Raw genomic sequence first — 24363 nt, 5'->3', positions numbered from 1 at the left:
TTTCTGTCCTTTTTTAGCCATACAAATATCCCCTTCAAGTTCACTCAATCCTCATGATACCATGCGGACTTTTTTGAGTGTCTACTTGAAGGGGATAATACCAATAATAAGTAACGGGTTAACCTTTTTCATTTTAAGTATAAGCCTCCAATTAAATTATATATATAGATTTGTAGATATGTTATGTAAAAAAAAACCTCCTTTCTGTTCATAGTTCCTTTTGGATGTACTCGGCAAATTTCTGGATTGTTTTTTCATTCCGACGATAGTACGTCCACTTCCCAATACGCTCAGACTCTAACAAACCGGATTTTTGCATCGTTAATAAATAACTTGAAATCACAGACTGAGCAAGTCCCGCTTTAGCCTGAATATCTCCCACACATACGCCAATTTGAAAATTAAGCCCTTGTTTTAGATAAGCCTGTTCATCAAAAAACTCTTCTGGTTTTTTCAACCACAGCATAATTAGACGACGAGTTTCGTTTGACAATGCTTTATAAATCAATGACGGTTCCATAAGCCACATTATATCTACTTTATTAGATTTGTAAATATAAAATTCAGATGATTACATAGAAAATAAATAATAAAGGCTGCTTCCCCACGGAAAATCCGCTTGGAAACAGCCTGTTCATGTACATCTTCCATTACACTGACTTACTCTTATTGGAGCGATACATCAAGTACAGGAAATAAGGCGCACCGATCAGAGCGATCAGCAATCCGGAAGGAATTTCGGTCGGCGCAAGCACTGTCCGCCCAATCGTATCAGCCAGCACCAGCATTACCGCTCCCAAGATGCTCGACAGAACAATGGAACGGCGTACATGGTGCCCGATCAATGTACGCACGATATGCGGAGCAATCAGCCCGATGAAGCCAATTGTACCCACACAGGCTACCGCTCCGCCCGCCAACAGTACGCCTACTGCCATTGCCAGCAGCCGGGTGCGGCGCACCGGAAGTCCCAGTCCCATGGCGCTGCTATCGTCAAATACCAAAAGATCGAAGCGGCGAGCCAGCCACCAGGCTATTGGCAACAACACAAGCAGAAAGGCCAGAATCGTCGTCACCTGCCCCCAGTTTCGAGCGTAGGTACTACCCGTCAGCCAAATATAGCCTGTACTGCCCCAAAGCGAACCTTGGATAATCAGTACCTGAATGCCAGCTGATCCAATCGCTGATACGGCAATGCCAAGTAATATCACAACAGACGGGTTCAGTTGCTTGTTCCAGGACAGAAAGAAAATCACCGCCGCCGAGACTGCCGCTCCGGCGATTGCCGCGATTGGCAGCATATAAATGGGCAAACCGGGCCAAACGATAATCACTGCAAGTGCGCCGAATCCGGCTCCTGAAGAAACTCCAATGATCGAGGCATCGGCTAAGGGATTACGGACAGCCAGTTGAATCAAGACGCCACTAACCGCAATCGCGATGCCAGCCCCAGCCGCCACCAGTGTGCGTGGAATCCGGAACTGTAGCAAGGCCGAATTGGCATTCTCCCCGCCAAACAGGCCGGACAGCAGATCACTTACCGGAATACGCATTCCTCCAAACATCAGGCTGAATACGGTCAGCAGCACAGCTCCGCACGCGAACAGCGTGACCAGCCTGCCAAACGGTAATTTCCGTGAACGAACACCTATGTTCATTGAAGACTGTCCACTGATACCAGAAGGCAGCTTCATCTTCCACAGGATCAACCAAATTAACCAAGGGGCCCCGATTAAGGCCATCATTGCTCCAGTCGGCAGATCCATGCTTGATTGGTGGACCATTTTCGCCAGCACATCAGCGCCCGTCAACAGTAATGCCCCCCACAGGAAGGAACCAGGCAGCACCCAACGATGCATTTTCAGACCGCTTAGGCGCACCAAATGCGGAGCCACTAAACCAACAAACCCGATGGGCCCAATGACACTCACTGTAATGGTCGACAGCAGGACAGCCAACACAATTCCCACCGCCCGGGTCATGCTAACCTTTTGTCCGAGGGACGTGGATGTGGACTCATCCAGATCCAGCACATCAAACTGCCTTGACAGCATAACGGCAATGACTGAGAGTCCTACGACCCAGGGCCAAGCGTAAGTCGTCCCGCTCCAGTCGTTTTGCACCAGCGAGCCGGAACCCCAGAGAAATAGTCCCTGCGTTTCAAATGAATAAAAGATATGCAAGGCTCCGGTAAACGAACCGAGAACCATGGATACAATTAAGCCGGCAAGCGCCAACCGAATCGGACTTCCAGCTCGTCCCCCGCCCATGAAGTAAGCTAGTGCCGCTGCCAGCAGGCCACCGACAGCGGCAAATAGAAACGGCGCCTGGTGCAGCAATCCGGGAAACATCACTGCGCCAAGGACGACCACAAAGTAGGCACCAGCGTTAATCCCTAGGGTATCAGAAGCCGCCAGCGGATTTTTTGTGATGGCCTGGAGCAGAGCACCGGCGATGGCCAGCGCACCACCCGCCAGGATTCCGATGACCGTACGCGGCATCCGGAGATCCCAGACCATGTTATGTTCAAGCGTATTCTGACGCTGGGTCAACGCCTCGATTACTGTATGTAGCGGGATCGAAGCCTCTCCATAACACAAGCTTACAAAAAAAAGCACGATGAGGACGACCAATCCGCCCCCAAAGATGCCTCCTACTCGCCAAGTCTTCGATAAACCCGTTGTGCCTGTTCGGGTCATTTCGTTAGAACTCCGACTACCTGATCAACCAGTACTTTGGATGAGATTGGGCCGCCGAACGTCCATGTTGTACCGTCCAGTGGGTAGGTCCGTTTTTCTTTGACAAAATCCAGTCCGTTCCATACCGAGTTGTTCTTCATAGCGGCTCCAAATACATCGTCCGTTTTTTGCGTAATATAGATAAAATTGCTGTCCTGTACAGCTGGAAGAGCTTCAATGCCAACGGTGCTAAAGCCGTATTTCTCGGTCTTGTCCGACTTCCAGTCGTTCACCATGCCGATTTTCGCAAGCGTCCCCGCTACAACCGAATTATCCTTGAACATTCGCAGACTGGCAGCATTTTGAGCCGTAAAGGCCTGTGTCAGCGCATAGTGGAAATCTGCTTTGCCCGCTTTCTCCAATGTAGCTTTTGCATCTGCATAGTGCTTGTCAAGTTCGCTTAGGACCTTATCAGCCTGTTCCGTTTTACCGGTAGCCACGGCGACCTGCTTGAAGATTTCGACCATACGGTCGTAATCATAGCCGTTCCCCTTGTAAGGATCGAATTCTATCGTTGGTGCAATTCCCTTGAGCTGCGCATAGATCGCTGCATTGTTATCGGCGTTAGAGATAATAAGATCCGGCTTGAGCGCCGCAATCGCTTCCAGATTCGGTTCGCCCCGTGTGCCGATATCAGTTACGGTATCAGCCAGCTTCGCCTCTGGCGTCACCCACAGCTTGTAGTTTGCATTATCCGCATTCCCGACCGGCTGTACGCCAAGTGCAATCAGGTCTTCGGTAAACGTCCATTCGAGTACAACGACACGCTCCGCTGGCTTGTCCAGCTTGACTTCCCCGTGATCGTCTTTAACCGTAACCGGACCAGCCGTTTTGGAAGTCTGCTCAGACCCTGCAGTACCTCCCGTCTTCGAGCTTTCCCCAGCTGCACCGCAGCCCGCTAATACAATAGTAAAAACTACAAATAATAATAGGCCATTCAACATCTTCTTCATTTCTCTCAATCACCCCTGTATGTATATTGCATTAGAAAATGATAATCATTATCACTAAAAGAGTATAGGGCTTAGTGATTTTTGTCAATACGGATAAATCTAAAATTGAATCGCAAACAGGTTCCGTATTATGATAGCTTTATCATTGTTTTTTAAGGGAGGCTGCATTGACGTGGCAGTATTAATCAACGAGCAAATTAAGGCTGACGAGGTGGTGCTCACTGGGCTTGGAGGGGAGCAGCTCGGTATAGTCTCCAAGGCAGAAGCCTTGTCTATGGCCCGATCCAAAGGGGCGGACCTGGTCTGTACCTCACTGATGAGCAGTCCGCCGCCCTGCAGCCTGGTTCCGAAGGGCAAAGGGAAAGCACTCGTGCAAAAAGAGTCCGCAGCACGTAAAACGAATGTTGGGCGAGCTGGTGGAAAGAGCGGTAAAGAAAAGGTCAAGGAGCTACGCTTCACTGCTCATATTGAGGAGCATGATTATGATACGAAGCTGCGTCAGGCGGACAAATATCTGCGTTCCGGCAAGCCGGTGCAGTTGGTTGTCAAATCATCGGGCGCGAAGGAAGCTCCTGTCGCCAAAGCGGTGCTGGAGCGCCTGCTGGTCGACCTAAAGGAAGCCGGAGTGAAGGAAACTGGAATCCAGACGGGCGGCAAGGGCTCACAGGTGAAATTAAACCCACGCTGAATGGCGAATCAGTAAATTAGACAAGTCACTTAGACCGTATGAAAAAGAGGACCCATTCGGCCCTCTTTTATAAATTCCTTGGTTACAGGGTATGATTTAGGCTCTTGAATTCATATGACACCACACACAAAAACTTGGAAGCAAATTCTTCAATCATCTAATAATGAACGGTCATCCGCCTCGACAAAAAAGCCGTTTGCGATTTAAGGAACTGTAATCTTCTCTTGCAACTTAATTCCACTTCAAAAGCAGCCTTTTTATAAAAATCTACTGGCGTGTATTCGAAATAATTGATGTGAAATTCGTTTAAATTATCTATCTGCTCCTATAGCGAAAATTGTCCTGCTCCGAGCTTCCTCTCTGGATTGTCTCTTCTTATCGCAGCAAGCGTAGACAGGTCAATTGCATTACTTTGCTTTTCTTTAGTTAAGTGGCAGCCTATGAAAGTATCTTCCGAAAGCAGAGTGAGCTGATTTAATGTGGTTACTTGATTTACCTTGATCAAGCGCTTTACTTCATTCTGTTCTTGTCATAGCTACTTTGCACCAAGGGAGCATACCAAAAACGCTTCTCATCAATCAACCTCGATACATACCCGCTTGCTTATTTCAGGATGACGCCGTTCGTTCCCGTTTGCGGTATGACAAACGACCAATCGGCATCCTTGTACAAATGGTTGACGACCTTTCGTTTTAGCGTGAGCTGTTTCGGCATTTGATTTAGCCCATCGACGAAATATCCGGCATCCTCCTGCAGCTCGATTACACCTGAACGATCTGTGGTGTAGCCTCCGCCAAAAAACATCGAATACTCCTTACCATTCTCGTCAACTGCAACCCAGATGTCTTGCGTGAAGTTAGGACTACTGAACATACCGCCAACCGGAATGGTTGCATACATTTTGCCCGAATTAGAACTGTTGGGACGAAGTTTGAGCCCCTTGAACAGATAAGCATCACCCGAGTCTTCGAATTTAACGGGATGCACAGCTGAAGTTTGAGCCGGGTCGAGCACGACCGACGCCTCGCTTCTCTCTCGAATTATATAACCGTCCAATACGAATCGAATTTGCTGCTTATCATAGGCAAAATCATTAAACTGGTAGAACCAGTGTGTCTTGCCACTCCAACGGTCCAATCCAGATCGACGTCCGAATTCAGGGTCTCTGTTATCCCCAAGCCATTTCCCGTGTGCATCTTCCAGATGATACTTAAGCTCGTGGAATCCGCTTTGTCCGTTCAGCGCTCGGCCTGCGGCTTCTGGGGTCAACTCTGTAGTATATTCCAATGATCCGCCGCTCGGCGTCCGGGTAGCTCCCTGCATGTGAATTCGTAAGCCGCTTGGCGTCTCATACGTTTTATCAATCGGAGTCAGCAACGTTTGCGCTTTGGCTTTGGTCAGATCTGCCTCCACATTAAGTCTCCAATCTCCTTTTACCGTTTTAATAGGAGCTTCCACATTAAGTTTGTCCGCATACAGCCTCAGTTCACGGATATGCGCACTAAGCTGCAGCTTGTCGGTCAGTACCGGCCGCATAAAGTCGAACTCAATCCTGCTAATATTCTCGTTGCCCCCTGTGCTTACTCCAAAAGGAACAGCGCCAACATCACCTCTCTGGTTATCAAAGAGGCTGAAATCGACATCTTGAAGACCAAAATCCCCGGCTACAGCGTTTCCTTTAGCATCGAAAACTTCGATCCCGATAATCATTCTAGTCGAATCGGCGATAAGTTCGTTGACTTTCAGGGTGTAACCCTGATCTTTAGCACTGGCACCCGAAATCTGTACCAGCCCTGCTTCACGGACCTTCTTCATACCACTATCCACATAGCTGTCTTTCGCGAACAGCGATCTCACCATATCTGCGAGGGTCGGCTGCGTATACAGCAGTGTGCTAACCACAAATACAACGACGGCGACCACCAAACTCCATACTTTAAGCTGTGAAGTGCGTCTCGCAGCGCGGTAATGTTTCACCTGAGCGACGATGGACGTGTCATCGTACGCGGCTGCGTTCTGTCGCCGATTCCTGTGTTCGGTCGATCCCGTCAAGATCTGTGCCTTCGTTTCCGCTGGTTGTTCGCTCGGAGAGTATCTGGATACATCATGATCGCTCGCGTCGGCTCTGTCAGCTGGTTCGATCTCGATTCCTTCCAGCGCCAGCATCACCTGGTCGGTAAACTCATTGGGTAGCCTTTCGTGAAACAACAAATTTTCCCAGTTTCTGTCTTCTATCGTCGATTTACCGTCCTCTGTTTCAAGATTGGCTTTTTTCGTTGTTGTACGATCCCAGACTCTCATAACGTTGCCCCTCCTTGGCTTCTACGGTTTTGCGCAGGCTGATTTTAGCACGGTGGACGGCGTTGTTAACCTGCCGAACCGACATGCCAGTAATACCAGCGATCTCCTTGTGACTCAGTTGGTTGGTGTAACGCAGAATCAACACAAGTCGATAATGCTCGGGCAGCGTCTCTAACAAGCGATCCAATTCGAGACGCAGTTCCTTTTGCAGCAACTTCGATTCAGGTGTTTCACGTTCATATGTATCTTCCTGTGCCGGAGACTTTGGATCTTTTCGGCGTCCACGGTCCTTCTGTAAATTGACAGCAATTGTATACATCCAACCGGCAAAACTCTGCGTCGGGTTATGTGCTCCCAGTTTACGATAGGCTTTAAGTAGTGTCTCCTGAGTCAGATCCTGAGCATCCGCTTCGGAAGACCCCATCTTGCGGAACAATCCGTAAAGCTTATTCTGATAGCGCCGGACAATGTCCGCGTACGCTTGTTTCTTGCCTTTTAGTACAGCTTCAATAATGGAATGATCGTCTGTCAGCTCCACGCGTCCCCCTCCTTTTAGGTCTGGCTTTTGTTTGTCTCGCTTCTAAGACTCCTAATCTGCATTTTTTCTCTCACTCGATCCATATAAAAAAGACCTTGAGTTTTTGTTGCCCTCGAGGTCCTAAACATATGACTCATTCCTCTATGCCTAGTTCAGCTATGAGAAGATCAGCCTGTTCCATTTTTCATCTATTTCTTTCTTGGCTGTAGTCCCATCCAAGTGCTATAGCATAGGGCACAAGTATTGGGTTTATGAAGATTGCTTCGCCAATTCCCCCCATGAGAAGTACACTTCAAAAAATGAAGTTTTTGAAGTGTATATTCTAAGACTTACAAAACCCTGCTAAGTATTTCATTGATCACACAATAGAAAAGAAAATTATTGACCATAATTTTTTTAGTTCCCTTAAAAAACAACTTCATCAGATCATCGCTTTACTCATAAAATATATGCATTAAACTTGCCGCTATTTCCCACCGCTCTCCAGCAACAATCTTCAGCCATGGATTCACCCTATAACCGCCCTATCATGGCCGTAAGCAAGATGGAAAAGGCAACATGCTTTCTAAAATAAACCCGTTCGGGTACAATTCCCATAACAAAATCGCCTGGGAGGGATTCGAATGAATCGAAAAAATGTCCCCCGTTAAGCCCGAGTCCCTCCATCCATGTGTTAGTTTCAACTCACCCTAATAAAACAGAGGGGGATCACTAATGAACATGAATGGACCTGTCAACAGTTCTCGAAGTGAGAGACTTCAGACTTGCCACGAAATAGCTGCGAGGTTAGATGAAGTATACAGAGACAAAATCTTGGCTATAGGGGTCTATGGATCTGTTCCCAAAGGTACTGATCGCCCTTTCTCGGACATTGAAATGTTTTGTGTACTAAGCGAATCAAACGCCCCCGTAGAATTTAGCCATGAATGGTTGGCGGGACCCTGGAAAGCTGAAGTGAACGTCTGTAGTTCAGACATTCTTCTTAAAATCGTCTCTACTGTTGAGGGCAAATGGCCCCCTTACCTACTTGCCGTACTTGGCAATGCAGTTTGCCCAATATGGGGCTATGTTAGTTGGGTTGCACAATCAGAAGCTTTTCTCAACGAGCTCAATGGTTCTACCGGAGGCACTGGAACTGCCGAGTCGTCCAGAAGGATTTGATCAGGTAGTTAAGTTGGTTATGTCCGGAGATTTAGCAGAACCAGCGAAGATCATTTCGGCCTGTGAAAATTTCTGGAGTGGTCTTGTGAGTTTGGCAGTCGAACATGACTATCTTATTCGATCACAACGAATCCCATTTTGATCGCAAATAAAATCCGCTTTAATTGAGCTTACTATAATATATCATGTTTCGATATGCCCAATCCCCCTTTCGTTAAGGGGGATTTTACTTTTCTTCTGGACGGATGTGATTCGATGCAGACTTAATCGCCTCGCCCAGCAATCAGTGCTTCGTTATATTTTTATACTGTAAAATATTTAAAATTTAAACTTCTTGATTTCACCCTCCGCCTCATTTATTCTCAATATATGTATACAATGGACTTGGTTGATTTATATCTGGTTGCTTACACATACAGAAGCCTATAATTCGGGGGCATACTCAAGAAATTTTTATGCATAGGGCTTTAAATGATGTATGGAGCTTTATATAGAGTGAATTTTTGTTAATATCCAATAACAGGGCCTAAGGTACTATGACAGATTGCATTTTAATGATATATTGATAGATACTACAAAAGACTATATACCCAGGGCTTGGGCTGGAGGATGTATGAAAAAGGAATCAAATCAAGACGAAACCAGTTATTTATTTAATGTTGATGTATTAGTTAAAGGTCGTTCGAACGTAGAGGCCCTTCAGTTCTTGCTTAACCTCTTAAGCCAACATGATCAAATTGCCGATAGCCGGATTCAATCTGGCATCGAACTTGGTAATTTAATTGAAGCTGCTTTGTATCTAAAAAAACAGTCTGCTCATGAGTCATCGGATCCCGCCGCTAAGCTTGCTGAGAAGTTTTCCAAAAAGAAGTCTGCCGCGGCTATGACTAAGTCAACTACCGTTCAAGAGATCAAACAAACCCATGCACAGCCGAAGCCTGCAACACAACAAGAACTTAGCACTTATGAATGGATCAAACGCTATATACAAGATAATACGCTTGTACGTTTAATTGTGAATCGTTATGGCGGACAGCGTAGCATCCCCTGCCGCATACTCAACCTGGATCATGATAATAGCTTGCTGAGTGTGTATCATGTGGATGAGAAGCAGGTGTACTCCTTTAAAATGAATGAAATTGATGAAATCACAACGTGATTGTACATCCCTTGCAGTAAAAAGTAAGTATAAAAAAAAGAGAACCGGTGGAAAATGTTACGTCTTTCCTACCGATTCTCTTTTTTCGTTTCGTATTCCCGAATCGAGTCGCTAGCCCTCTTTCTTCAGCCCCATCGCAGCCCATGCCAGGAATACCCAGCCTGCAATAAAACAAACACCCCCCAATGGGGTGATAGCGCCTAAAACACGGATTCCTGTCAAACTTAGCATATACAAGCTGCCGGAAAACAAAATAATACCCGTCAACAGCAGACACGCTGCCCATCTTAAACGGGTCGAAGCCCCCCATTGTCCGGCAGCCAATGCAATGATCAGCAAGCCTACAGCATGAATCATATGATATTTTACACCTGTTTCATACACAGCCAAAGCGTCCGCGTCGATTCGCGCTTTCACAATATGTGCTCCAAACGCTCCAATGGCTACTGCCAACAGCATCATTATAGATCCCACAATGATCCATCTACGTTGCATGTTTATGTACTCCTTTTCTTCTCATTCTTTAACCCGAACGTTCTTCTTATTTTATCGAATTGGGTTGAAGTTTACCAGCCAGCCCGTATGGTTAGATTCCCTACAGAATTTGATGTTTAAACCTTGTCTTTTGGAGGGTAATGTGTAATGCGGCTTGCTTTTTTGTTTATTTTGTGGAAAATTAGTACCTGTTCGGACTATGTTCAAGGAGTTGAAAAAATGAATTATCAAGATCCTAATTTGCAAAAGCCTGCTGCGTCTGAGGAGCACCCTGTTTTTTCAGAAGCTCCTGTGTTCCAGCCTCCGGTCAAGCTTAAGCATTCCGGTCCCGGGATTGCTTCTTTTATTATGTCGCTCGTCAGTCTGATCGGATACATTATTATGGGTATTATGGTCATTAATCTGCTTGCTCATTTCAGCCAGTATCAAACGATGAATCCGGAAGTTGTTCTGCAGCAAACCGGAACAGCGCTGCTTCCTTTTATTTTTTTAGGCAGCCTGTTGCTGAATTGTAGCGGACTTGTGGTCGGTATCATTGGAATCGCGTTGAAAAACCGTAAGAAGGCCTTTGCTATTACAGGATTGATCATTAATGCACTCATTATCGTGGGCTTTATTGCACTTCTTGCCATCGGTCTTTCCATTCCGAATAGCACTGCGGATATTTATCCTTCCTCCGTGCAATCTTTATAATTTTTCCGCATCACGCAGAGAGGATTCTATGTATGAACAAAATTAAAATTTTTGCGGACAGTACCAGTGATATTCCTGCCGACTGGCGCGAGCAATACGAGATTAGCATTATACCATTGTATACCGTGTTTGGTGATGAAGCATTACAGGACGGGGTAAACATTCACCCAGAACAATTATTTCAGCGTGTAAGCCGCGAGGGACAATTGCCGCGCACCGCCGCACCTTCTCCAGCGGATTTTATTCAAGCCTTTGCTCCCTACATAGAACAAGGGGACGACATTCTATATATCAGTCTGTCTTCTGAGCTGTCCTCGACGTACCAAAATGCACTGCTCGCTGCCTCCGAATTCCCGGAAGGTCGCATCACAGTCTTTGATTCTCTGAATTTATCATGCGGCTTTGGCCTGCTTGTGATGAAAGCTGCCCGTGCGGCTGCAAATGGCAGTACGATAGAGCAAATTGTAGAGATGCTGACGAAAACACGACCATTAATAGATACGGAATTTGTCATTGATACACTCGAATATCTGTACAAAGGCGGCAGATGCTCAGGCATGCAAAACCTGATCGGCAGTCTGCTCAAAATTCGCCCGGTCATCAAAGTCATTGATGGAAAAATGACGCCTGCTTACAAGGTCCGGGGCAAACGTGAAAAAGCACTGGATCAGATGCTGCAAAATGCCCTGAACCAGCGCGATCAGATGGATAACGACATCATCATTGTCGTACATGCCTTGGCTGAGCAGGATGCGCTCATGCTGCAAGCTCGTTTGAAGGAAGAAACGAAGGCACAAGAGGTGCTGTTGACTACAGCCGGGTGCGTCATATCGAGTCATTGTGGACCTCAGACCATCGGTATTATGTATGCCAAAAAAGCATAGTTTCAAATCTAGCCCCCGCTTACCCTACTGGTAGCGGGTTTTTTGGTGTGTTTCCAGCAATTTAGCAATGAATAACTTTACTATTTTTGATAGTATTATTCGTCGAGTAACGACAAATGCATCTACAATCTATCATAAAAAAGAAGGTTATTTGGTATGAGTTCCAAGCGATCCCGTTGGTTAACCCGGTTCACCCTGGCAGCAACGACAGCCATAACGATATTTACTACATCCACTTCATATTTGGCTGCGCCGGCAGCAGCATCCGGCGCAGCGTTTCAGGATATTTCACACAGCTACGCCTATCAGTCTATCATTTCCCTGCACGCTAAAGGGATTTTGACAGGTACACAACCCGGCTACTTCTCCCCCAAAAAGGCAGTTACGAGAGCCGAGTGGGTTACCGCACTGGATCGTATGCTCGGTCTGGAGCCTGTAAAGGCAGCTGTCGCTTCCTATCGGGATGTATCCAGACAGGCGTGGTATTACGGCTGGATCGAAGCTGCTTCCCAGCTTGATATCGTTCAGGGAGGAACGTCCGCCACATTCCAGCCCAATAGTCCCGTAACCCGGCAGGAAGCGGCCTTGATGATCGCACGTCTTATCCGCTCTTCGGGAGGATCAGGAGAAGCCACTTCCTCTTTCACAGATGCTGATGAGATTGCAGATTGGGCGCTTGAAGCTGTAGCCACCGTGAATCGTTACGGATTTATGAAAGGTGAAAATAACCATTTTCGTCCTGCATCTTCCCTCACCCGGGAAGAAACAGCAGCAATGCTGGAACGTATGCTGACATATTCAACGCAGCATGCTCGCCAAACTACTTCTGCGACCCCGTCCATCCGGCTAGGCTGGCAATATGATCAAACCGTTCAGCAGTTTGAAAGCACCGTACTGCAATCCAACATTAACACCCTGTCACCACGTTGGTTTTTTCTGAACGAAACCGGTAAGATCAGTGACTATACCAATTCGTCGCTGATCACTTGGTCCAAACAGCATCATAAAAAAATATGGGCTATGGTAGGGAACCGTTCTAATTCAACGATGACACACCAAATTCTGTCGAGTGCTGCTTTACGAAGTCAAACCATCACTCAGCTTGCCAATGCTGTATCTATACATGACTTGGACGGACTTGTCATTGATTTTGAAAATGTGGATGGTCAGGATCGCTCCAATCTCACATTATTCATCCAGCAATTAAAGGCCAAGTTAAAAAGTCTGAATGCTGTACTGGCAATTTGCGTATCTCCTGATTACGGCACGGACTGGACGGCCGCCTTTGATTATAAGCAGCTAGGTGCTGCGGCAGACTATATGATCCTTATGGGATATGACGAGCATTGGGGAGGCAGCTCGATCCCCGGCTCCGTGTCCTCATTACCGTGGCTCCGTGAAAGCGTGAGACGCTTTGAGCAAACAACCGATCCCAGTAAGGCCATATTGGCGTTGCCTTTATTTACAAGGAATTGGACGCTCAATGCCAGCGGCCAAACCATTGCTTCCTCTGATATTTCCCTAAATGAGCAAAATCAGTTAGTTTCCCGTTCAACGTCCAAACCGATTTGGAATGAGGATGTTCAGCAGTATACTATATTTTACAAAGCCACGCAGCTGCATAAGGTATGGCTGGAGGAGGGACGATCCTTGACCCTTAAGTATCGTTTGGGGCTGGAGGAAGGATTCGCAGGATTCGCCTACTGGTATCCGGGCGGAGCCAGCTCCGATCTGTGGTCCAGTATGAAAAATGCAGACCGATTCCTGCAGCGCGGCTTGTAATAGCGAAAAACCTTCAACCTCACGTAAAAAGTGAAGTTGAAGGTTTTTGACCTACATTCATATTCTAAGCCTACGACTGATATGCGATTTTCCCGTTCACGACCGTCATTCGTACCTTAACGTCAAGTAAAGCTTGCGGACTCTCCGATACATCACGGTCAATGACCGTAAAGTCAGCGGCTTTGTCTGCAGCAATCAATCCTCTCTCAGCAGCCTCCCCGGCTGCTACTGCGCTTCCCGTGGTAAACAGATGAATGGCTTCATGAATATCCAGCTTTTCAGCGGGAAGATAACCCTCATGCATTTCTTCCGGCTTGGTACGAGTTACAGCCGCATGCATCCCGAGAAAAGGGCTCAGCGGTTCAATCGGCGCGTCACTGCCGCCAGCACACGGAATACCTGCACTCAGCAGCTTTTTCCAGGCATATAAATATTCGGTCCGTTCTTTCCCGACCCGATCCAGTACCCATGGAAAATCACTTGCGACAAAACGCGGCTGAATGTCCGCAATCAGCGGCAGCTTTGCCATTCTCTTGATCAAATCAGCCGTGAGCACCTGTCCGTGGATCAGGCGATCCGGCAAACCGCTTTTCTCTGTGAGCGCATGGGTCTCCATCGCTGTCAAAATCATGTGTGCCGCCCCATCGCCGATGGCATGTACAGCCACCGGAAAGCCTGCGGCTCTGGCTGCCGCCACCATCTGATTCAGCTCTGGCTGCGGTTGAATCGCCATTCCGCAGGTATGTGGAGCGTCACTGTATGGCTCGGACAATAACGCAGTTCTTCCGCCAATGGCGCCATCGGCAAACATTTTTATGGCACCAATCTTGTACCACTCATTACCGGACCCTGCACGTAGCCCTTGCGCTTGAGCTTCCTTCATAAATGGATGATAGATGAGCTGGTGTGTACGAAAAGCAAGGCCTTCCTCCCTCAGCTCTTTGTAAATCCGCTGCATCGTCTCAACGCTGCCCAAAAAACGTAAATCCTCCGTATGCGCAGCAGTCAGACCGAGACGTAGCGCATCCAGGCATGCCCGTCGAATCGTATCCTTTTTTACCGCATAATCCGGCTCTGGCTGCACACTTGTAAAGGCGAAAGATGCTTCCTCATAAATCAATCCGTTCAACCGTCCCTCAGCGTCTCGTCCATAGGCTCCGGAGGCCGGGTCGGGGGTATTATCATGAATACCCGCACGTCGAAATGCCTCTGAATTAGCCAAGAACGTATGAAAGCATGTACGGGTCAAATAGACCGGGTGCTGATCTGAAATGGCATCCAGCTCGTCTATACCCGGAATTTCAACAGGAATAAACGCATTTTCGTTCCAGTTGAGTCCTAAAATCCACTCTCCCGGCGGTGTTACAGCGACCCGCTTGCGCAGCATGTCCAGCATCTCCTGCTTGGAGGTAGCTGATGTCAGATCCAGCATCGCCAGCTTCATGCCGTGCATGGACAAATGCATATGTGAATCGGTTAAGCCGGGCAGCACATAAGCATCCTCCCAATCCACGGTTTTATATTCCTTACCGGACAGCTGCAATTCAAGCTCCCGCGCATATCCGATGGCCTGTATACGGCCATGCTGTACCACGATTGAATCTCCTTTCGAAGCCCAATCCCCATACAATCGGCCGTGCTTGAACAAAACGAACGTCAACGCTATTCATCTCCTTTTTTCAGCTGTAACGCTATCCCCTTCATGTTACGCCTGAGTCGCTACTTCCAATTGTAGTGTAGTTATATCTACCTGCTGTATCTGCTGGGCAAAGTGATCATGGGCTGCACAGACAGCCAGTTTATAATCTTGATCCAGCTCATACTGTCTAAAATGGCAATACTCGGTGGTAAAACCTTCTGTCGTGAAGCCTATGAACGAATGTGCCCTCAACTCAAATGAGAAAGACTTCAGCGGTAGTGTTAATCCCTGCCCCTCGGCCTTCACAAAGCTTTCCTTAAGCGTCCATAGATCATAAAAATAGGATAAGCGACTCTCTGTGTCCTGACGCATTAACGCATCATACTCTGTGTCCGAAAAGCATACCTTGCCTACCTCAAAATCAATAGGACGGAGCTGTTCGATGTCGATTCCGAGCGGTTGCTCATCAAGGGCACATACCACCCATTTTCCCGAATGAGAAACATTAAAATGGAAGCCGGGCGCATTCAACAAGGAAGGCTTACCAAAAGCATTGTATGTAAACTGAAGGCTGACATTAGGTACCTTCAATTGCCGACAAGCCAACCACCTTAGCAGCACATCGGCGTATAATCCCCTCAAGGCGTCCTCCCGATGTAAAAAACGAGCCAGCTTCTGCCGTTTTTCCAGTGAAACCCGATTTAACAGTAAGTCATAGTGAGTCTCAGCCTCCGGCTTGCTTGTATCAATCGCGTATATTTCCATGGTCGCCTCCTGTATGCCGTAATGGATATCAGCCAGTTCGCAACACTCACCGTTCGATGGGAGTCTGTCAGATATGGATGGCGTGTGCCGTGTACATGGTCAATATACTACTCTAGCACTTTCAATTCAATATGGATACAATTGGGATAAGCAACTCTATTAAAGCTTTGTATAGAACTAAATTATGAAAGCGCTTTAAAAATACGCATAGAGGAGGACGAAACAATGAAATATGATTTTGCCCGCTTGCTGTGTATAATGCTTTCTATTTTACTGACGTTGAGCATATTCCAGATGTTTTCACCTAAAATAGCTTCTGCGGCTTCAGCGAATGTTTTGAATGGCATTCAATTTAAAGACACTGCTGGAAACGTGGTCCATGCCCATGGGGGCGGTATGATTAAAGTGGAAGGTTATTATTATTGGTTTGGTGAAAATCGCAATCTGGGCGGCACGTTTAAGGCGGTATCCGCCTATCGTTCCTTAGATTTAAAAAACTGGGAATTTCGCAAAAACGTCCTAACCAGCAGCTCGGCAGCAGAGCTGAATATGTCGAATATCGAACGACCAAAGGTGATTTACAATGAAAAAACACGCAAATACGTATTGTGGATGCACAAGGAAAACGGGGTGAACTACAACGAGGCCCGAGTTGCAGTTGCTACCTCCGATGCTGTGGATGGCGATTATACGTATCAAGGCAGCTTCCGTCCTTTGGATCACGATTCACGGGATATGACGGTATACAATGACAACGGAACAGCTTACCTGATTTCGGCGACCCGCGTGAATGCCGATTTGAACATTTATCGGCTGACACCAGATTTTCTGCAGGTTGAATCGCTGGTGACCACACTGTGGCCGGGACAATATCGTGAAGCTCCGGCGATGTTCAAAAAAGGAGATGTCTACTTCCTGATTACATCCGGGGCAACCGGCTGGAATCCCAATCAGGCCAAGTATGCTACGGCATCCAGCATTGAAGGAACCTGGAGCAATACGATGAACTTCGGGGACAGTACAACCTATGGTTCACAGTCGGCCTACGTCATTCCTGTTGAAGGTACGCAGACGACTTCGTATCTGTATTTGGGTGACCGTTGGGCGGGGGCGTGGAGTGGTCCTGTGCAGGATTCTCAATATGTGTGGCTGCCGCTGCGTTTTCCAACTGCGACTTCATTAGCCATGGATTGGTTCGACAGCATTAATATCGACTCCGCCAGTGGTGTCGTAGAGGGTGTAACCACACCAATGGTCATTGACCCGGATGCCTATTACCAACTGGTAAGCCGCAAGAGCAACAAGCCGCTGGGCATCATTGGCCATGCGACGACGGACGGCGCCGACCTGGAGCAGCGCGCAGATTCCAGAGCAGCAAGCCAGCAATGGCAGCTCAAGGATGCAGGCGGTGGATATTATAAAATTGTGAACCGCAACAGCGGCAAGCTGATTGGTGTTGAGAGCGGTGCCACAACGGATGGCGCAGTTATCGAGCAGTGGAGCGACGGAGGCTGGTCCAGCCAGCATTGGCAGCTCGTATCCGTAACCGGAGGTTATTACAAGCTGAAAAATCGGGCGACCGGCAAGCTGATCGACATATCCGAAGGCACCACCGCCGATGGAGCCAAAGCCATTCAATGGGGCGATAATGGCGGGACGAATCAGCATTTCCGTGTAGTTAAAACCGAATAGCACTGTTATTTCAACAGTTCATTCAAAAGGAGCCGTATTCCGAGCAGATCATAGCTGATTGCAACGGAAAAACGGCTCCTTTTTACGTCAAAATGATGAAGAATGATGAAATTGGTGATCTCTGATATGTTACTGTTCCCACGGGTAATCTGTCGTCAGGAAACTCGCAAGCTGCTTGCTTTCTTCCCTGCGCTGGCGCCGTATGGCTGCGCGCGATGGAGCGGTCTGGTGCAATTGCATTTGCTCTTCTGTTTCCGGAATCACCTGTGGCACGGTTACTTTACGGTTGTTCTCGTCCAGTGCCACAAAGGTCAGAAAGGCAGTAGCGGCAATTTTGCGGTCGCCAGTCACTAGCCCTTCGCGAATCACCTTTACGAACACCTCCATCGAGCTGCGGCCTGTCCAGGTTACAAATGCCTCCAGCGTGACGGAATCGCTCGGATGAATAGACAGTAAAAAATCCACCGAATCCGTCGAAGCCGTAACCGTGTTCACTCGACATAGCTTGGCAGCGGCGATCGATGCGATATCATCGATATACGACATCAGCTTGCCTCCGAAAAGTGTGTTGTGATTGTTAACATCGTTGGGAAATACACGGGACGTCTTGAAGCAGTAGGTTTCTCGAATGTACTTGCTTTCCATGGGTTGTCTTTCCTCACTTTTCCTTGTTGCTATCTTTTTATATGTGGAAGCCTGTTTGAGGCTATGCTCATCATCCCACTAATCCGCATAATAAATCAATACATAAAAATCTGCATCCTCATCCGAATCATTGCGGTAGGTATGTATGTCAGACACTTGAAATTGTATGGCATCCCCTGCACTCAGCCTAAGCTGCTGCCCCTGCATTTCAAAGCACATTTCCCCACGGATCATAAGAATCGATTCTTCTCCCAGATGCTTCTCTGCCTGGTGTGTAAAGCCCGGCTTCAGACTTACCGTGAACACCTCGAACTTCTTTTCCGAATGATACGGGAATACAGGGTAAACAAAATAATTACCGTCCTCATCAATAACCGGATACAGGTCTTTTCTACTAATTCTCGTGATTTGCGGCGGGTCCTCTTTGAGAAAGGAGGAAAAGGATACGTGCAAGCCGTTCGCAATTTTCCAAAGTGTTGTCACTGTAGGATTGGACTTCCCCTTCTCAATCTGAGCCAGCATGCCTTTACTGACCCCTGTCAATTCAGCCACCTTATCCAGACTAAGTCCTCTAGTCTTCCTAATTTGAGCTAAATTAGAGCCGATAATATACTGCATTGAATCCACAGACTGTGCCTCCTCGTATCGAAAAGTCTATATAAGAAGAATACACAAAAGACGGCTTGTTCGCCACAGGAAAAATCCACTATAACATACAAACGTATAATATATTGATTATTTTAAAGCTTCCGTTATATACTATTATAAAATTATTACATTGGGGGTAAGGTTGAAATGACCATAGCATCAGAGTTGAGCAGAACGGAGCCCGATTCACTCAGCTTTTTACAAGGGATTAAAGATTGTATTCCTACACTGCTCGGGTATGTATGCATTGGGTTCGCAGCAGGCATTGTGGGGGCCTCATCCGGGGTTAGCACGATGGAAATTGCTCTGATGTCAGCACTTGTATACGCAGGAGCGTCTCAGTTTATTATGTGTTCAATGCTGGCTACAGCCAGTCCTCCATCCGTCATTATTTTAACGACCTTCATTGTGAATGCCCGCCACCTGCTATTAAGCGCGTCGCTGGCTCCTTACTTTACTAAATATTCACTGTGGAAAAACATAGGCATCGGCGTTCTTTTGACAGACGAATCCTTTGGGGTAGCATCAGATAAGTTGGCTAAAGGCGGACAGGTAAGCGATCGCTGGATGAACGGGCTTAATATAACGGCATATCTTGTCTGGATTGCTTCCTGTGTGGCGGGAGGGATTCTCGGGAACTGGATTTCCAGGCCGGAGGTCTTTGGTCTGGACTTTGCCTTGCCAGCAATGTTTCTTGCCCTGCTTATTTCCCAGCTGCAAAGTGTACAGACCTCCAAGCTCAAGCACCGTCTGCTGCTCGTGGTGTGTATGGCTGTTCTGATGTACCTTTTGTCTTGGTGGGTGCCATCACATATCGCGGTCATTGTAGCTACGATGATCACCGCAACGATTGGAGTGTTAACCGACAAATGAACATTCATCCAAGTGTCCTGTATATTATTATCGGCGGCATGATCGTCACGGCGATCCCAAGAATCATTCCCTTCGTCGTGCTGCAAAAGCTGGCGCTGCCTAAGCCAGTGCTACAATGGCTTTCCTATATCCCCATTTGCATTTTCACAGCACTTGTGATGGAAAATCTGCTCGTCCGAACCGAACATTCGGTTACTCTTAATGGGCAAGTGCTCATAGCTGTCCTTCCTACGCTGGTGACCGCCTTGTGGAGCAAAAATCTGCTGGCTACCGTCGTTGTCGGTATTGTGAGTATGGCTGTAGTTCGACTATTGTGGTTGTAATCCTAGCTACAACCAGTCCCTATTCACAAACATTTTTCTTCCACCATACAGATAGGCTAAAAACGTAAAAAGTACAATCAACCCAAGACTGTAAGGCTCAACTCTCGGTGCATAAGTCGCTGTTTGAGGCATCATAATATAATAAGGAATCGTAAAGGGAAACCACGCACCTATGGAAGAATGAAAACCTGTTATGACAATATTGGGAACTACACAGCAAATGGACATTCCCAGAGAAGCTCCGAAATTTCGGATTTTTATCGAGATCATAAGCTGAAGTGCCGCCAGTGGGAAAATCCCGAGCCATCCTCCCAAACCGGTAGAAAGGACGACAGGCCAGGGGATCTCCCCTGGAGCGCCTGCTATATTTCCACTTACAAAATAGCCTACTATGAATATAAGCTGATCAAGACCCAGTATGAGAATGAGCAATATATATTTTGCATAATAGATATGCTGACGAGGATACGGGCTGCTTAATAAAATCTTCCATCCTCCATCCCGATGCTCGTATGCACACAAAAGAGAAGCGATAATTCCACAATAGAGCGGATAAAAAAACATAGAGTGAAATTGCGCTGAATAGGTGTATAAAGTTAACCAGCTGGGCGAAAAGAACTGCTTCAAATCGTTCAGTTCCAGGACTCCCATTAAAGAATTGATGACTGCATCCAATATAATGAGAATCCATACCATGATCCATTGAAGCTTTATCGTTTCCACGCGTAAAATGGAGTCCATGTATCTTCTTATCTTCTCCTCTCTATTTGAATTCATGCTTGGTAAACTGAAGAGTGCCAAGTCCCGTTAAGATAACCCCTGCGCATAAAGCAATGATCACCCAGATCACGTGTTCCTTAATCAGAGGACTTGACAGTGAAGGATACGACCAAGGCAATATTTTAATCCATAGAATACTGGTTCGTGCCAAAAACAAGCTTGCAATGGAACCAAATATGCCAAACGCTAATGGAAATGCTTGATTAGTAAAAAGTGTGGACAGCCAAAGTTGAATAGCGAGTACAGGTAGGGTAGCCAAGCTTGCATTAATTGGCTGCAACAGCATAATCCGCCATGGAATCGGCTCGTTTGTATACAGCATCCAGATCAGGCTCATCCCTGCAATAGTGATCAGGGCGGTACTAAACTGCAGAATCACGATCCATACTATTTTGGATAAATAGATGTAGCTTCTGGGAACAGGCATCGCCATAAGCTGCTTCCATGTTTGAGTATCATGCTCTGTACCCGCCATAATGCTTGCCAAAAGTGTACCGCCAAGCAGCATCACAAACGAGAGGAACATGAACATAACGGCAAAACCAGCATAGACACCTCCTGGTCCTTGCCGAAAGTAAAGATACCATTCCACGGCAGTCATACCTGTAAGTACACAGCCCTGAATAAGAGGAAGCCACCAGCATATTTTCTTCAGTTTGAACCCCTCTGCCTTTATAACTTGGAGTATCATAAGCTTCGCTCCTTGCCAGTCAGTTCCAGGAATATCTCCTCCAATGTTTTTTTCTTCTCTGTTACCCGATAAATGGGGTGATTGTGCTCCACAAGCACTTTGATCATCTCCGATGATTGTTGCCGATCTACTATTGGAGTTACAACTTCTTTGGGTTCTATGGTTTCAGCTCCGGCCGCCCACCCATGCTGAATCAGTGCTCCAGCAGCCAGAACAGGATCTTGGGTTTCAATGAACAATTGAGGCTTACTTTTGGCTGTGAGTTCCTTCATCGTTCCCTGGAAAATCATTTCACCCTGATTAATAATCCCTACATAGGTTGCAATCTGCTCGATTTCACTTAATAAATGGCTCGAAACCAGTACCGTCATTCCGTAAGCCCCAGGCAGGCTCATAATTAACTCCCGGATTTCCTGGATACCAGATGGGTCCAAACCATTCGTCGGTTCATCAAGAATCAACAATTTGGGATTGGCAATAAGCGCCATGGCAATCCCCAGTCTTTGTCGCATCCCCAAGGAATATCCCTTTACCGGACGATACGCATCCTTGCTTAGTCTCACCAAATCCAGCACTTCATGAATTTTTCGGGTCGGCAGTCCACGCATCGTTGTAACGATTTCCAAATTTCTATATGCGGATAAATGAGCATAATAGGCTGGTGATTCAACTAGGGAACCAACATCCTTCAAAATTTCCATGCGCTGATTTTTTAGCTTTTTCCCAAAAATCTCAATTTCTCCGGATGTGGACTTAATCAGCCCGAGCAGCATACGAATCGTGGTTGTTTTACCTGCCCCATTAGGTCCTAAAAACCCATAAATTTGCTGTCCAGGTACCTGGAGATTTAATCGTTTTACAAATTCCCGTTTTCCAAAACGCCTGGTTAGCTGCTGTGTATGTATTACATATTCAGACATTCCCTGATCTCCTCTCGACTTTTAATGCTGAAGTTTTGGTTATATACAGTTTACTGAAGTAAAGTTAACATCAAGTAAACAGTTCCTAAACAACAGGCAAAAAAAAACGAGCACAATCCAAAAAGTGAAGTCAGATGTTAAGCGGCAGTAAAATTTCTATCCTTATACCCGCTTTACTCCCTGGAAGGATATGAAGCGTTCCGTTATGCGCTTCGATAAAGCTTTTGGCAATAGGTATCCCATGCCCTTTGGAATGAGACACCTGCATGAACCCATTTGGATTCATTCCTATTCCGTCATCTTCGATAGAAATATGAAGCTTTTCGTTTTCTTTGTTCACTTTCATTGAAACGTGTGTACCTGGAGGATTATGAATGATTGCGTTAATTAGAAAATTCTGTAGCGCTCTACCTAATAATTTGCTATCGAAGGGCATAATATATGCTGCCTCCATTGACGTAAAAGAAAATTCGTATTGCTCGGCCGAAGGATGGTTAGCAATATCTATGACTGCACTACGGAGAAACTCCACAATGTCCTCTTTCTTTAATTGGATCGGCAGAGGGCTCTCTTTGAGCTGCATAGAAGCATTCAAATCCTGAATCAGCTGCTTCATTTCCGTCACTTTCTCACTGATACACATACTAAAGCTTCTTCGTTCTTCATCGGACCAGTCATACTCTTGGGCAGTCAGCATGGCTGCATATCCTTCAATATAAGATAATGGTGTTTTCAGATCATGGCTTACGCCCGCTACCCACTGCTGTTTTCGCTTTTCTATTTCCGCTCTCTCTTCCTCATTGCGGCGTAATTGAGCAGATAAGATGTTCATTTGTTCAAAAAGCTCTTTATACAATTGATACGGGAGCTTATAACTATTTTTCCGACTTTTTTTACGCTCTGGCAGTTCCAGCTCACTTAACGGCGCTTGGAATTCTCCCGTTGATATATTTCCAATCCATTTAATCATGTAAATTAGAGGCTTGCCAATATACCATCCATAGGCAGCTATAAATACAACACTCTGCACGATACCAAGTCCTGTCCAGAATAGATCCATATTTATATTTTGAGATGCACCAAATATACTTTTTATAAAAATATATACGATAGTGCTGATAACAAAACAAAGACCATAGGCCAGTACAAAGCAAAGAGTTACTTTCATAAAACGAAAAGACATCTTAACCAGAGAGTTCATTCCTGCTCCTCCAACTTGACTGACACCATTTTATAACCAAGCCCTCTTACATTGATTAAAAATTGCGGGTGCTTGGGATCAGGTTCTATTTTTTTTCGCAAACGTGAGATATGAATCACTACGGTTTTCTCATCACCCAAGAAGGCCTCGCTCCAGATTGCTTCATATAGCTGCCGTACACTAAAAATACGGTTAGGGTGCTTGCACAAAAATACCAGCAGTAGCCATTCACGTGCCGGACAATCGACCTGCTTGTCCTCCACATACAATACACCGGACTCCAGTTCCAGACGAAAATATCCAAAATCTAAAGTACGTATGGACGGCTTCATGGCCACAGTCGGAACTTTCCGATATTTCATTCGAGCTTTCATACGCGCAACGACTTCCAGCGGGTTAAACGGTTTGGTAATATAATCGTCCCCCCCGATACCAAAACCCATTAATTTGTCCAGGTCTGTATCTCTTGCCGTCAAAAAAAGAATAGGAGCTTCCGTGTACAGACGCATCTGACGACACACCTCAAACCCATCGCTATCAGGGAGCATAACATCAAGCACAACCACATCAATATGATATTCCATCACGACTTGCAGCGCTTCCTGCCCCGTTGCTGCATGCTTAACATGAAGAAAACCTTCTTTTTTTAACACCGTTGTCAGCATATCCCGCAGTCCCTGTTCATCGTCTACTATAAGTACTGCAATTTCTTCCATAACCCAAGGTTCTCCATTCTTTTTTTACATTTTTTACTTTCATTATAAAAGTAAACGGGCAGAATTTAAATCGAGTTC

23 protein-coding genes and 1 pseudogene are annotated in these 24363 nt (G+C 46.4%); 9 read left to right on the top strand and 15 right to left on the bottom strand.

What is annotated here, in order from left to right; all coding sequences use genetic code 11:
* Positions 1 to 208 precede the first annotated feature (208 nt).
* The 3 genes from LCF57_RS14185 to LCF57_RS14175 form a co-directional block, all read right to left on the bottom strand.
* Positions 209 to 520, bottom strand: a complete 312-nt coding sequence (locus LCF57_RS14185) for an ArsR/SmtB family transcription factor (protein WP_226001266.1) — start codon at positions 518 to 520, stop codon at positions 209 to 211.
* A gap of 130 nt (positions 521 to 650) precedes the next feature.
* Complete coding sequence (locus LCF57_RS14180) at positions 651 to 2699, bottom strand: iron ABC transporter permease (protein WP_226001265.1); 2049 nt, start codon at positions 2697 to 2699, stop codon at positions 651 to 653.
* Entirely contained in the window at positions 2696 to 3691 is a 996-nt protein-coding gene (locus LCF57_RS14175) for an ABC transporter substrate-binding protein (RefSeq protein WP_226001264.1), read from the bottom strand. The genes LCF57_RS14180 and LCF57_RS14175 overlap by 4 nt, the downstream gene beginning before the upstream one ends.
* 172 nt (positions 3692 to 3863) lie before the next feature.
* On the opposite strand from LCF57_RS14175, the gene infC reads away from it, so the two are divergent.
* The gene (infC, locus tag LCF57_RS14170; RefSeq protein WP_226001263.1) at positions 3864 to 4379 is read left to right on the top strand and encodes a translation initiation factor IF-3; all 516 of its coding nucleotides are present in this window, start codon (positions 3864 to 3866) and stop codon (positions 4377 to 4379) included.
* 603 nt (positions 4380 to 4982) lie between these two features.
* Here the strand turns inward: infC and LCF57_RS14165 are convergent.
* Both LCF57_RS14165 and LCF57_RS14160 read right to left on the bottom strand, forming a co-directional pair.
* The gene (locus LCF57_RS14165; RefSeq protein WP_226001262.1) at positions 4983 to 6680 is read right to left on the bottom strand and encodes a DUF4179 domain-containing protein; all 1698 of its coding nucleotides are present in this window, start codon (positions 6678 to 6680) and stop codon (positions 4983 to 4985) included.
* Positions 6637 to 7218 carry an RNA polymerase sigma factor gene (locus LCF57_RS14160; protein ID WP_226001261.1) on the bottom strand — a complete coding sequence of 194 codons (582 nt, stop codon included), beginning with the start codon at positions 7216 to 7218 and terminating at the stop codon, positions 6637 to 6639. Before LCF57_RS14160 ends, LCF57_RS14165 begins: the two co-directional genes overlap by 44 nt.
* Before the next feature lie 714 nt (positions 7219 to 7932).
* Here LCF57_RS14160 and LCF57_RS14155 point away from each other — a divergent pair.
* Together LCF57_RS14155 and LCF57_RS14150 are read left to right on the top strand one after the other, a co-directional pair.
* Positions 7933 to 8521 (top strand): annotated as a pseudogene (locus tag LCF57_RS14155) (kanamycin nucleotidyltransferase C-terminal domain-containing protein).
* Between the two features lie 471 nt (positions 8522 to 8992).
* Complete coding sequence (locus tag LCF57_RS14150) at positions 8993 to 9538, top strand: hypothetical protein (protein WP_226001260.1); 546 nt, start codon at positions 8993 to 8995, stop codon at positions 9536 to 9538.
* Between the two features lie 111 nt (positions 9539 to 9649).
* On the opposite strand, the gene LCF57_RS14145 is transcribed toward LCF57_RS14150, so the two are convergent.
* Positions 9650 to 10033 carry a DUF423 domain-containing protein gene (locus tag LCF57_RS14145; RefSeq protein WP_226001259.1) on the bottom strand — a complete coding sequence of 128 codons (384 nt, stop codon included), beginning with the start codon at positions 10031 to 10033 and terminating at the stop codon, positions 9650 to 9652.
* A 219-nt stretch (positions 10034 to 10252) separates the two neighbouring features.
* On the opposite strand from LCF57_RS14145, the gene LCF57_RS14140 reads away from it, so the two are divergent.
* From LCF57_RS14140 to LCF57_RS14130, 3 genes are all read left to right on the top strand, one after another.
* Positions 10253 to 10726: a hypothetical protein gene (locus tag LCF57_RS14140; protein ID WP_226001258.1), complete on the top strand. Its 474-nt coding sequence runs from the start codon at positions 10253 to 10255 to the stop codon at positions 10724 to 10726.
* A gap of 32 nt (positions 10727 to 10758) precedes the next feature.
* Entirely contained in the window at positions 10759 to 11610 is an 852-nt protein-coding gene (locus LCF57_RS14135; RefSeq protein WP_226001257.1) for a DegV family protein, read from the top strand.
* 156 nt (positions 11611 to 11766) lie between these two features.
* A complete protein-coding gene (locus tag LCF57_RS14130) occupies positions 11767 to 13392 on the top strand; it encodes an S-layer homology domain-containing protein (RefSeq protein ID WP_226001256.1) in 1626 nt (541 codons plus the stop codon).
* A 70-nt stretch (positions 13393 to 13462) separates the two neighbouring features.
* On the opposite strand, the gene LCF57_RS14125 is transcribed toward LCF57_RS14130, so the two are convergent.
* Positions 13463 to 15052, bottom strand: a complete 1590-nt coding sequence (locus LCF57_RS14125; RefSeq protein WP_226001255.1) for an amidohydrolase — start codon at positions 15050 to 15052, stop codon at positions 13463 to 13465.
* A 45-nt stretch (positions 15053 to 15097) separates the two neighbouring features.
* Complete coding sequence (locus LCF57_RS14120; protein WP_226001254.1) at positions 15098 to 15796, bottom strand: 4'-phosphopantetheinyl transferase family protein; 699 nt, start codon at positions 15794 to 15796, stop codon at positions 15098 to 15100.
* 225 nt (positions 15797 to 16021) lie between these two features.
* Here LCF57_RS14120 and LCF57_RS14115 point away from each other — a divergent pair, with 225 nt between their 5' ends.
* Positions 16022 to 17488, top strand: a complete 1467-nt coding sequence (locus LCF57_RS14115; RefSeq protein WP_226001253.1) for an RICIN domain-containing protein — start codon at positions 16022 to 16024, stop codon at positions 17486 to 17488.
* A 129-nt stretch (positions 17489 to 17617) separates the two neighbouring features.
* Here the strand turns inward: LCF57_RS14115 and LCF57_RS14110 are convergent, their stop codons facing one another.
* Together LCF57_RS14110 and LCF57_RS14105 are read right to left on the bottom strand one after the other, a co-directional pair.
* Positions 17618 to 18133, bottom strand: a complete 516-nt coding sequence (locus tag LCF57_RS14110; RefSeq protein WP_226001252.1) for an acyl-CoA thioesterase — start codon at positions 18131 to 18133, stop codon at positions 17618 to 17620.
* A gap of 78 nt (positions 18134 to 18211) precedes the next feature.
* Positions 18212 to 18760, bottom strand: a complete 549-nt coding sequence (locus LCF57_RS14105) for a helix-turn-helix domain-containing protein (RefSeq protein WP_226001251.1) — start codon at positions 18758 to 18760, stop codon at positions 18212 to 18214.
* A gap of 168 nt (positions 18761 to 18928) precedes the next feature.
* Here LCF57_RS14105 and LCF57_RS14100 point away from each other — a divergent pair, with 168 nt between their 5' ends.
* Complete coding sequence (locus tag LCF57_RS14100) at positions 18929 to 19654, top strand: AzlC family ABC transporter permease (protein WP_226001250.1); 726 nt, start codon at positions 18929 to 18931, stop codon at positions 19652 to 19654.
* Positions 19651 to 19977: an AzlD domain-containing protein gene (locus tag LCF57_RS14095; protein ID WP_226001249.1), complete on the top strand. Its 327-nt coding sequence runs from the start codon at positions 19651 to 19653 to the stop codon at positions 19975 to 19977. Before LCF57_RS14100 ends, LCF57_RS14095 begins: the two co-directional genes overlap by 4 nt.
* Positions 19978 to 19983: 6 nt before the next feature.
* On the opposite strand, the gene LCF57_RS14090 is transcribed toward LCF57_RS14095, so the two are convergent.
* From LCF57_RS14090 to LCF57_RS14070, 5 genes are all read right to left on the bottom strand, one after another.
* Entirely contained in the window at positions 19984 to 20718 is a 735-nt protein-coding gene (locus tag LCF57_RS14090; RefSeq protein WP_226001248.1) for an ABC transporter permease, read from the bottom strand.
* A gap of 22 nt (positions 20719 to 20740) precedes the next feature.
* A complete protein-coding gene (locus tag LCF57_RS14085) occupies positions 20741 to 21448 on the bottom strand; it encodes an ABC transporter permease (RefSeq protein ID WP_226001247.1) in 708 nt (235 codons plus the stop codon).
* A complete protein-coding gene (locus LCF57_RS14080; protein WP_226001246.1) occupies positions 21445 to 22368 on the bottom strand; it encodes an ABC transporter ATP-binding protein in 924 nt (307 codons plus the stop codon). Before LCF57_RS14080 ends, LCF57_RS14085 begins: the two co-directional genes overlap by 4 nt.
* A 130-nt stretch (positions 22369 to 22498) precedes the next feature.
* The gene (locus LCF57_RS14075) at positions 22499 to 23569 is read right to left on the bottom strand and encodes a sensor histidine kinase (RefSeq protein WP_226001245.1); all 1071 of its coding nucleotides are present in this window, start codon (positions 23567 to 23569) and stop codon (positions 22499 to 22501) included.
* Positions 23566 to 24285: a response regulator transcription factor gene (locus tag LCF57_RS14070; RefSeq protein WP_226001244.1), complete on the bottom strand. Its 720-nt coding sequence runs from the start codon at positions 24283 to 24285 to the stop codon at positions 23566 to 23568. The genes LCF57_RS14075 and LCF57_RS14070 overlap by 4 nt, the downstream gene beginning before the upstream one ends.
* Between the last annotated feature and the right edge of the window lie 78 nt (positions 24286 to 24363).

Origin of the sequence: Paenibacillus sp. BJ-4, from assembly GCF_020404765.1 — a bacterium.
Taxonomy (GTDB): domain Bacteria; phylum Bacillota; class Bacilli; order Paenibacillales; family Paenibacillaceae; genus Paenibacillus.
This window is presented reverse-complemented; position numbering and strand designations above follow the sequence as displayed.